We start from the raw sequence: 11148 nt of genomic DNA, 5'->3' as shown, positions 1-11148 counted from the left end.
TTAAAGACTTCGAACGATTGAAAAAGAAAATATTGTGGCGACAAGAAGTTAGAAGGGCTTTAGCTTTAGTTTAAAAGAAAAAGAGATGGTGGAGTGAAAATCACACCACCACATTTGACAGAGAACCCTAAATTTTGAACCTAAGCTGCTGTAAGAATGGAGAAATCAGATGTGTTATTTTAGATACGCATGTATCAATAGTTATCTAAAAAAAGGAATTCTATAATTTATCTATAATTAGTATAGTGAACGAGTCAATTTCATAAGTACAATATCAAGCCATATCCTAACAACATATAGTTGGAAAAGGTTTAATCCTTGATGGTGTTAAATAGGTGGTATGAATTGGTTGGAACTGTCAAATGATGCGGTAGTACTAAAAAAAGACATTTGAACTAAAGTGCGATAAAATGGAGATAATGAGAGAAGCGAAAGGGATGTGAGGTTATGAATCAAAAGATACTAGTTGTTGATGATGAGAAACCGATTGCAGATATACTTAAATTCAACCTTGAAAAAGAAGGCTATCAAGTTATTTGTGCATATGATGGAGACGAGGCAGTTCGATTAACTGACCAAGAAAACCCCGACCTCCTCTTGTTAGATATTATGCTACCAAATAGAGATGGAAATGAAGTTTGTCGTGAAGTTCGCAAAAATCACAATATGCCGATTATCATGCTAACGGCAAAAGATTCTGAAATAGATAAAGTGTTGGGATTAGAACTTGGAGCAGATGATTATGTTACTAAACCATTTAGTAATCGTGAGGTAATTGCTCGTGTGAAAGCTAATCTAAGGAGACAACAACACGTACCTGAAGACAATACAAGAGTAAATAAGGATATAAAAATAGGAAGTCTTGCTATTCATCCTGATGCCTATACGGTAACTAGAGATGGCAAGCAAATAGAATTAACACATAGAGAATTTGAATTGTTACATTACTTGGCTCGTCATATTGGACAAGTAATGACCCGTGAACACTTACTCGAAACCGTTTGGGGATATGACTACTTTGGAGATGTCCGGACTGTTGATGTGACTGTTCGAAGGTTAAGAGAGAAAATTGAGGAAAATCCAAGTAACCCACTGTGGATTGTAACAAGAAGAGGTGTTGGTTATTATCTACGGAATCCCGACCAGGAGTAATTGTTTATGAAGAAAGTTAGCTTTTTTCAGTCAATTCGTATTAAATTTATTGTTATCTTAATCCTGCTATTATTGCTTGCTATCCAAGTAATAGGAGCTTATTTTGCTGAACGATTAGAAGTAAGTTTAGAAGAAAGCTTTACTACGAATGTCGAGCAAAGGCTTCAGGACTTAACTTATTATTTAGAGAAAACCTTTAATAAGGAACGTCCTGAAGATAGTGAGGGACCTACGTTACAACAAGAAGTCAGAGAAACGCTTAGACTCTACGATAGTGAACTATATTCAGATCTACAAGTGATCGATACTCAATCACGTGTTATTGGCGCTAACAACCAATATGATCGGATTGGTAAAAGAATTACTGGTGAAGTAGGCGTTACACGTGCATTGTTATTTGGTCGTGACAAAACGGCTACCGAACTTGATGCATATGGTAAACGAATGCTTGTTAGAATTATACCGCTATATGATGAGGATGAAGACGAAGTCGTAGGTGTAGTCTATTTAAAGGCCTCAATGGAAGAGGTCTATTCACAGTTGCAAAGCATTAATACCATATTCTTAAATGGAACTATCCTAGCGATTGTTGTATCTGCTTTACTCGGCGTATTAGTAGCAAGAACAATCACCAAACCAATTACTGAAATGAGAAGACAAGCTATCATTATGTCGACAGGAGACTTCTCTCAAAAAGTAAATGTGTATGGTAGTGATGAAATAGGTCAATTAGCAATTACATTTAACGAAATGAATGAAAAATTAAAACAGGCTCATTTAACAACAGAAGGTGAGCGAAGGAAACTAAGTTCTGTTCTGTCCAATATGTCTGATGGAGTTATTGCAACAGATAACACTGGAAATATAACATTAATGAATCAATCTGCAGCTGATTTAATAGGTAGAACCGTCGAGGAAGTAAAAGGCCTGCCTTTAATAGAAGTTTTGCAACTTGATGAAAAAGTAGTTGATTTAGTCGAATCACAAGAAACAGGTTCCATCATTATTGACTTAAGTGATGATGACCAATTTTTCTTAATTAAAGCCAATTTTTCTGTTGTTCAAGATGAAGCTGATAGATTTACCGGTTTTATAACTGTAATAAGTGATGTCACGGAGCAAGAGAAAGTAGAAAGAGAACGTCGGGAGTTTGTTTCTAATGTGTCACATGAACTAAGAACACCACTAACAACCATGCGTAGCTATTTAGAAGCATTAACAGATGGAGCTTGGCAGGACAAAGAAATTGCACCACAGTTTTTGTCAGTTACTCAAAATGAGACAGAACGAATGATTCGTCTTGTTAACGATTTACTTCAATTATCTAAAATGGATCATAAAGAACAAACACTTTATAAGGAACGCGTCAATATTACAACGTTCTTTCACCATATTATTGATCGTTTTGAAATGAACAAATCGGAAGACATTATTTTAGATAGGAAATTACCGAAAGAAAATGTGTTTATTTGGGTAGATAAAGATAAAATCACTCAAGTAGTCGATAACATTATCTCAAATGCGATAAAATACTCACCTGAAGGTGGAACTATTAAATTTAAGGCAGTAAAAGATAAACAAAAAATAGTAGTTAGTATTACAGACCAAGGAGTAGGAATTGCTAGAGAAAAAGTTGATAAAATATTTGATCGTTTTTACCGAGCTGATAAAGCAAGGTCAAGAGATATCGGTGGAACCGGTTTAGGCCTTGCGATAGCAAAAGAAATGATTGCGGCTCACCATGGACGGATTTGGGCTGAAAGCAAAGAAGGTAAAGGGACAACGGTGCTCTTTACACTTCCGCTGATAAAGAAGAAGCGGGGGAATCAATCATGAATTTAGAAACAATTAAATCATTTATTTTAGTATTTTTAATCTTTTTAAGCCTAATGTTAACACTTGCGATATGGAATTATCAGCCGAGTTACGATAATGCCACAAACGAACGAAGTCCAATTGATGCAACGATTGAAGATGGAATAGAAGAAACGAAGAAAAGCATTATCAAACCGTCGCAAATTGTATTTCATGAAGCTGGAAATCATTATGGTTTGGCTCAAGTTAACAAAGAAGAGGATCTCTACGCTGTAATGCAAGAATGGTCGTTATATGATTTCGAGCCTATTTCAGAGGAAGAAGATGAAACTACTAGTGAAAATGAAGTAGAAGTTATGTTCCCAACCGAAATTCCAGCAGAATTAATTCGAGATATTTTCACTGTAGGCGAGGATGAAATTATTTCTGGTAGAGTTTTTGATCGAATGAAAATTATTTTGGATGAAAATCAAACTGATAGTCAACTAATTTTTATTCAGTCTAGAAGTAATACGAAATTCAGTGCCAACATTCAAAATATTGCTGAGGTTAGACAAGATTTCGTTGATTATAAAGACAACAATGAGTTGGTGGATTTGCTTGTTTTTGAAGGTAACAATCCTATCTATTTACCCGACCAAATGGAAACGAACCGAATATCCTTTACTGCGAAATCTATTTCTAAACCAACGCTAAGGAATATATTATGGAACAATCCTTCCTCAGTACGAAGTTCTGAAATAGTCAATGGGGAAGAGAAGTTCACAGATGGGCAAAGTGAAATGGTTGTCTATGGAAACTATATGGAATATATTAATCCTACTTCTTCCGAAAATCGGATTATTGAAGGAAGGCAATTAGTAAACCAAACGCTTGAATTTGTTAATGATCACAAAGGATGGACAACTGATGTCAAAGATGATTATGTTCTTCATGACTTAAATGTTCAATCAAAGACAGCTAAATACCGCCTAACCTATGATGGAATACCTATATTTGAAAGTGACCGTCTATCTACCATTTCGGTAACCTTGCGCAATCAAAGCGTGTATCAATACAATCGTCCGCTTATTCAACTTGGTATTATATTAGAGGGTCAAAAAGTAGATGATTTGCAATCAGGACAACAAGTAATCGCTTATTTAGAAAGAAGTAAAAAGTATGAACGCCGTTTTATTGAAGAGATAAAGTTGGGTTATGAGATTGAGGAATCAGGGATACAATATGCATTTACGTTAAGCCCAAAATGGTTTATCAAGATTAACAATAGCTGGGAGCAGCTTGACTTCGAGGATGCTGAAATCAGTATGGGAGGCGGTAATAATGCAATGGGGTCAAGTTAAAACATTATTTATCTTATGCTTCCTTGTACTTGATATTTTCTTAATTCAACAGTTCAACAATAATAGGGAGGTAGAACTGCCCTCTATTCCACAAGAGTCTTCAAAAGAAGAGACATTGAAAGCGGATATAGAAGGATTAGATGATTTACCAGAGGAAATTGACCAAGAATCAAATTTATATGCTAGCAGAAAAACGTACACGGAGGACGAGATTGAATCAATCAATGGTTTAAATGACCAACAAGTTGCAGTAATCGATGGCAATTTGATCTTGTCTCAATTTGAAGAACCAATACCAATCAATATGGATGGTAACTATGCAGAAACATTACAATCCAGTGTATTATTTAGTGATAACTTTGTGTTTTGGGGAAAAAATGAACCGTCTAATACACTTATTTTCTTTCAGAAAAACAATGATCGACCAATTTATTTTAACCAGGGTGGTTTATTGTTAATTGTATTGGACGAAGAAGGTCGAATGGTTCAGTACAGTCAAACGATGTTAGAAGAAGAAGAAGAAGAAAGAGAAAGAGAAACCTATGACTTGATTGAAGCTATCGATGCAGTTTCAAGTCTTTACTATAATACAAGTGAGCTGTCTTCAGGAGAAAAAGTTACTGGTAGTCTTGGCTATCACAATTTAATACCATTACCTAATGGGGTGCAGGTTTTAGCACCAACGTGGAGGATTACAGTCAATAGTCAACGGAACTACTTTGTGAATGCAATCGAAATGCATACCTACTTTCGAGATGATAATGATTTTCTTATTGAAACGATAAATGATACGTTGGGGAAAATAGGTAATCTTGATAATGAAAGTGAGTTATTAAAAGAGATAGTTTCAAATTATACAGAAATAATAGAAACAACAATTTGGAGTGGGGAAGAATGACATTAAGTTTTAGTGTACTTGCATCAGGAAGTTCCGGAAATGCTTTTTATATTGCAACAGAAACGGAACGTATCTTAGTTGATGCAGGTTTAAGCGGGAAAGAAATAGAACGTCTATTTGCAGAAGTACAAATTAATCCAGCATCGCTTACCAAAATCCTTGTGACTCACGAGCATAGTGACCACATCAAGGGACTAGGTATCATAGCAAGGAAGTACCGTTTACCAATTTATGCTAATCAAAAGACCTGGAAAGCAATGGAAGGTTCAATCGGAAAGCTAGAGTTAGACCAAAAATTCTTATTTAATACAGAGGAAACAAAATCATTTGGCGATTTAGATGTAGAAACGTTTGGCGTATCCCATGATGCCGCTGAACCAATGTTTTATACATTTCACCATCAAGGTAAGAAAGTATCATTAGTAACTGATCTTGGGTACGTATCTGAACGGATAAAAAAGACTGTGGAAAATTCAGATGCACTTATTTTTGAATCTAATCATGACGTTTCTATGTTACGAATGGGTCGTTATCCATGGAGTGTTAAAAGAAGAATTTTAGGGGACTCTGGTCATGTATCAAATGAAGATTGTGCGCTTGCATTAAGTGAAATTATTGGAAATTCTACAAAACGCATTTATTTAGCTCATTTAAGTAAAGATAATAATATGAAGGAATTAGCACGAATGTCTGTAGAAAATCACCTAAATGATCACGGGTTTACCATAGGTTCAAATCTTCAAATCCATGACACAGATCCAAAACAGCCAACACCATTATATGAAGTGGTTTAATTTTATTACTTTGTAGGAATAATAGACTAAAACACATCTAGTGGAATGAAGAAGGGATGGTACAATGGGTTATTATAATGATCACAAACAAACTAAAGGTAGAAGAAAAGGACCAAGTGTTTTTCTATCTACTGTTTTGGGTATCATTATAGGTGCTGTTTTAATCGTGTTCGCACTTCCTACATTAATTCAATCTGACATACTACCGTATACTATTGTTGGACAAGAAGACTCGGACAATGAAATTAAACAAGGAAATGATGATAATCAAGTACTCGAGGGCGGTACAACGCAAACCATGAACGTAGATGTTTCGACTCAAATCACTGACGCTGTCGGAGAGGTTGCACCTGCTGTAGTCGGAGTTGTAAATATTCAGTCGCAATCAAATTTTTGGGAACAACAACAGTCTGGAGAAGCTGGCACAGGCTCTGGCGTTATTTATAAGATAGAGGATGGTAGCGCATATGTTGTTACCAATCACCACGTAATACAAGGTGCAGATCAACTTGAAGTAGTTTTATCAGATGGAACGAGAGTAAGTGCAGAACTGCGAGGTAGTGATTTATTTACTGACTTAGCAGTACTTGAGATGGAGAGCGCCGAAGTTAGTAATGTTGTTGAAATGGGAAATTCAGAAACAGTTAAGGTTGGAGAGCCTGCCATTGCAATTGGTAGTCCACTTGGTTTGTACCTATCTGGATCAGTAACACAGGGGATTATTAGTGGAAAGCAGCGAGCTATTCCACAAGACTTCGATATGGACGGAAGAGCGGATTGGCATGCAGAAGTAATCCAAACAGATGCAGCAATAAACCCGGGTAATAGTGGGGGTGCTCTAATCAATATAAGTGGTCAATTAATAGGTATTAATTCAATGAAAATTGCACAATCATCCGTTGAGGGGATTGGTTTTGCGATTCCAGTAGATGATGCTATTCCAATTATTGAACAACTCGAGACTGAAGGAAAAGTAACTCGTGCTTATCTGGGTGTCGAGGCTGAATCGCTTGAAGACTTAGCTAAAGTAGAGTGGCAGCGAAGCTTGAATTTACCTGAAGATGTAGAAGGAGGCATATACTTACGAAGTATAGAGCCAATGTCACCAGCAGATCAAGCTGATCTAGAAGCTTATGATGTTATAACACACTTAGATGGTAAAGAAATAGGCAACATTGTTGGACTTAGAAAGCATCTATATCAAGAAAAGCAGGTTGGAGAAGAGATAACTATTACTTATTATCGTGATGGTGAAAGAATAGAAACAACGGTTAATTTAGCTGCACAAGAATATTAGTAAAACTGTCAGTAAGAGGGGTTTGAATCAATCAAAGATTCTAGCCTCTCTTTTTAATTAAAAACAACTGAAAGTTATGCACAGGTTGTGGATAAACCTGAGGATAACTGTCGATATATAGTGGCGAACACTCATTCTTCTACAAAATAGGGGGATGAAGTTGTGTGTATGTGGATAAAAATGTGGATAACATGCATTATTCTAGGTATAACCTGTTAATAATCAAAGAAATAACTTATTGTGAATAAGTTTGTGGATAACTATTTTCAAAATTTAAAAATAGCAGGTAGTAATTGATTTATATTTGAGTAGATAGTATGTTTAAATAGTCGATGGTAAGCCCATGAATTAGTATTACTACATAAAAAGGAATGATAAAAAGTGGAATATTCAATAGGAGTAGATATAGGTGGTACGAAGGTTGCTATTGCAATAGTCGATCACCATGGAGTGGTGGTAGGGCAAACTGTAATTCCAACTGATTTATCAATAAAACCAGAAAAAATGATTACTATCATTAATGAAACAATTGCTAAATTAATTAAGGATAATAGCATTACTAGTGAATATGTAAAAGGGATAGGGATTGGTGCTCCTGGTCCTCTAAATAGTAAAGATGGAATCATATCTTGTCCACCAAATTTATCGAATTGGATTGATATTCCGATTGTTGAGCAGGTACAGGAATACTTTTCATTTCCAGTTATTTTAGAAAATGACGCTAATGCAGCTGCATTAGCAGAAAAGTGGCTAGGTGCAGCACAAGAAAATAATAATTTTGCTTATGTAACGATTAGCACGGGTATTGGAGCAGGGCTTTTTGTAGATGGTAAGTTACTAGGAGGTTCGAGAGGAAATGCAGGAGATATAGGACATACAGTTGTTGACCCATCCTATGGACAATGTCCGTGTGGTCAATTCGGATGTTTAGAATTTATTGCATCCGGAACTGCTATCGCAAGAAGAGGATCAGAAATTGCTGGTAAGCAGTTATCCACAAAGCAGGTATTTGACCTATACAATCAAGACCATAAAGAAATTAAAGCATATGTTGAAGATGTATTTCGAATTATCGGGGTGGCATGTGTTTCACTAATAAATACAATTGATCCTGAAAAAATTGTTATCGGTGGAGGCGTTTCCAAAGTAGGTGCGCCATTATTTGATGCAGTTAGGACATATGTAAGTCAATATGCATTAAATCCTGGAGGAAGAAAAACTGAAATTGTTCCAGCTGTTCTTGACCAAAATGCAGGTGTGATAGGGGCTGCGGCTCTTAGTTTTTCAGGTTAACTAATTCAAAAATGTCAATAAAAGAAAATAAGTAGGGGGCAACACCATGTATAATGAACCCATCTTTTTGAAACCTGTATTCCAAGAAAGAATATGGGGTGGTCAAAAATTACAGACAGAATTCAATTATCAAATCCCTTTTGATAAAACCGGTGAAGCCTGGGTTATTTCAGCACATTCAAATGGACCAAGTGAAATCATAAATGGTGAATTAAAAGGGGAAACATTAACTGATGCGTGGAATAGGCACGGGGAGTTGTTTAATAAAAAAGATGGAAATGATGAGGAATATCCACTTCTTGTAAAAATCCTTGATGCAAACAATGATCTGTCAGTTCAAGTTCATCCAGACGATAACTATGCTCGTGATGTTGAGAACCATCCATACGGTAAAACGGAATGCTGGTATGTACTTAGTGCAGAGGATGGAGCTGAGATTGTCTTTGGCCATCACGCTGGATCTAAGGAAGAATTTAAAGAAATGGTTAATAACGGAAATTGGAATAACCTGCTGCGCCGTGTCAAAGTGAAGTCAGGAGACTTTGTCTATGTCCCTAGTGGAACGATTCACGCTATTGGAAAAGGAATAGTTATTCTAGAAACTCAACAAAGCTCAGATATAACTTACCGTGTTTATGATTATGACCGTACAGATGCGTTTGGAAATAAACGGGAGTTGCACTTAGATCGAGCGATTGAAGTTACAGCCGCACCTCATCAAAATTCAGAAATTAAACAAGAGCAACAAACGAGTCAAGGTCTAGTTTCAAAAAAGTTAGTCAAAGAAACATACTTTACTGTTTATCACTGGCAGCTAAACGGGGAAGTGATCCAAGAATTAACAAGCGATTTCTTACAGATCAGCGTTGTAAACGGAAGTGCGTCTATCACGGTAGATGAAACGAACTATTCTATTAAAAAAGGCGATCACTTTATTTTACCGGCAACCATAAAAGATTATAAGATATCGGGGCAAGCAGAATTCATCGTATCTCACCCATGAGGCACTATGATCTAGTTTTTAAAAGTTAGATAAATGTAAAACTCAGGGGTAGTTGCTATAACTACCCCTGAATTCTCTCTACTACTTTAGGATCTTATTAATCTTAGCTAACTCGTCAGTACTAAATGTAGAATGATCTAAGGCTTTGATATTTTCTTCAATCTGAGGCACCTTACTTGCACCAATCAGTGCGGAAACAACGGATTTTTCCTGTAATACCCACATAAGTGCCATTTGAGCGAGTGATTGTCCTCGTTCTTTTGCTACCTCATTAAGCTGTTGAACTTTCCCGATTACTTCCTCTGAAACATCCTTTTTGCTTAGTGATTTAATGTACTGTTTAGCCGCTCTTGAATCACTAGGAATACCATTCAAATACTTGTCCGTTAACAGACCTTGAGCAAGAGGAACGAATGCAATACATCCTGCACCTTCATTCTCCAATACGTCCGTAAGACCATCCTCAACCCAACGATTTAACATGGAATAAGCGGCTTGGTGAATGACAAATGGTGTTCCTTGTCTTTTTAGAATATCGATAGCTTTTTGTGTATCCTCTGCACCATAGTTTGAGATGCCAACGTAGAGGGCTTTACCTTGTCGGACGATTAAATCTAGAGCTGCCATTGTTTCCTCTAGTGGAGTTTCTGGATCGGGACGATGGTGATAAAAAATATCGACGTAATCTAAGCCCATACGATTCAGACTTTGATCTAAACTTGCTACTAGATATTTTTTAGAGCCCCAATCACCATATGGTCCTGGCCACATACCAAAACCAGCTTTTGTCGAGATAATTAATTCATCTCGGTAGTTAGCAAAGTCCTGCTTTAAAATTTTTCCAAAGTTTTCCTCAGCAGATCCCGGAGGTGGTCCATAGTTATTTGCGAGGTCGAAATGTGTGATTCCTAGATCAAAGGCTTTCTGTAGTAATTTGCGTTGATTTTCAAAGACATCTTCTCCACCAAAATTATTCCATAGACCAAGCGAGATGGCAGGTAATTTCAAACCTGAATTTCCAACTCTATTATATGGAATGGTTTCATATCTTGATTCATTAGGTGAATAGTGCATTAGTGAACCTCCTATTGTAACGTTAAGTACATGATTTCTTAATTTATATATTCTACAATTATTTATTGAAACCCTTTCCATTATTAACATTTTTAAAAAACAACTTTATTTTCGGTGTGTTTTCCACAAAATAGACAAAAGGATTACCATTACTATGTCTAATCTCGCCTCAAAGGCAAACTGAATCAAGCCTGAATGTAGGATAGGAACTTTCGTGAGTAGTAATGCAACTACCATTATAACTAGTAGTGGAATGGTTGCTTTTTTAACATAATAATTAAACAAGATTAGACAACCGCAGATAATTTCAGCTCCAGCAACTAACAATACAGTGCTTTCTGGAAAAGGCAGTCCCAAATTGCTGAAGACAGTTGCAAAATTTGGGCTGAGCAGTTTAAGCAATCCAGAAACAATGAACACATATGCAACTGCGTAACGAATGATTTTAAGGGATGCTAAAGTCGGCATAATCACCTCTC

Annotated in this window: 10 protein-coding genes; 8 read left to right on the top strand and 2 right to left on the bottom strand. The window is 36.3% G+C overall.

Annotated features, from left to right (window positions below; all coding sequences use genetic code 11):
* Window positions 1-447: 447 nt before the first annotated feature.
* The 8 genes from yycF to manA all read left to right on the top strand — a co-directional run bounded on the left by yycF (window position 448) and on the right by manA (window position 9595).
* Window positions 448-1152 carry a response regulator YycF gene (yycF, locus tag LD272_RS20700; protein ID WP_226038504.1) on the top strand — a complete coding sequence of 235 codons (705 nt, stop codon included), beginning with the start codon at window positions 448-450 and terminating at the stop codon, window positions 1150-1152.
* A 6-nt stretch (window positions 1153-1158) separates the two neighbouring features.
* On the top strand, window positions 1159-2988 hold the full coding sequence (gene walK / locus LD272_RS20695) for a cell wall metabolism sensor histidine kinase WalK (RefSeq protein WP_226038503.1): 1830 nt from the start codon (window positions 1159-1161) through the stop codon (window positions 2986-2988).
* On the top strand, window positions 2985-4310 hold the full coding sequence (locus LD272_RS20690) for a YycH family regulatory protein (protein WP_226038502.1): 1326 nt from the start codon (window positions 2985-2987) through the stop codon (window positions 4308-4310). Before walK ends, LD272_RS20690 begins: the two co-directional genes overlap by 4 nt.
* Window positions 4291-5208 (top strand): two-component system regulatory protein YycI, encoded by a 918-nt coding sequence (locus tag LD272_RS20685; RefSeq protein ID WP_226038501.1) that lies wholly within the window; start codon window positions 4291-4293, stop codon window positions 5206-5208. Before LD272_RS20690 ends, LD272_RS20685 begins: the two co-directional genes overlap by 20 nt.
* Complete coding sequence (locus LD272_RS20680) at window positions 5205-6002, top strand: MBL fold metallo-hydrolase (RefSeq protein WP_226038500.1); 798 nt, start codon at window positions 5205-5207, stop codon at window positions 6000-6002. Before LD272_RS20685 ends, LD272_RS20680 begins: the two co-directional genes overlap by 4 nt.
* Window positions 6003-6066: 64 nt before the next feature.
* Window positions 6067-7299, top strand: a complete 1233-nt coding sequence (locus LD272_RS20675) for a S1C family serine protease (protein ID WP_226038499.1) — start codon at window positions 6067-6069, stop codon at window positions 7297-7299.
* 381 nt (window positions 7300-7680) lie between these two features.
* A complete protein-coding gene (locus LD272_RS20670) occupies window positions 7681-8592 on the top strand; it encodes an ROK family protein (protein ID WP_226038498.1) in 912 nt (303 codons plus the stop codon).
* A gap of 46 nt (window positions 8593-8638) precedes the next feature.
* Entirely contained in the window at window positions 8639-9595 is a 957-nt protein-coding gene (gene manA / locus LD272_RS20665) for a mannose-6-phosphate isomerase, class I (protein WP_226038497.1), read from the top strand.
* An 81-nt stretch (window positions 9596-9676) separates the two neighbouring features.
* Here manA and mgrA read toward each other — a convergent pair whose 3' ends face one another.
* Window positions 9677-10669, bottom strand: a complete 993-nt coding sequence (gene mgrA, locus LD272_RS20660) for an L-glyceraldehyde 3-phosphate reductase (RefSeq protein ID WP_226038496.1) — start codon at window positions 10667-10669, stop codon at window positions 9677-9679.
* 105 nt (window positions 10670-10774) lie between these two features.
* On the bottom strand, window positions 10775-11137 hold the full coding sequence (locus tag LD272_RS20655) for a DoxX family protein (RefSeq protein ID WP_226038495.1): 363 nt from the start codon (window positions 11135-11137) through the stop codon (window positions 10775-10777).
* Window positions 11138-11148 lie beyond the last annotated feature (11 nt).

It is taken from the genome of Aquibacillus saliphilus, assembly GCF_020404745.1.
Classification (GTDB): domain Bacteria; phylum Bacillota; class Bacilli; order Bacillales; family Amphibacillaceae; genus Aquibacillus; species Aquibacillus saliphilus.
This window is presented reverse-complemented; position numbering and strand designations above follow the sequence as displayed.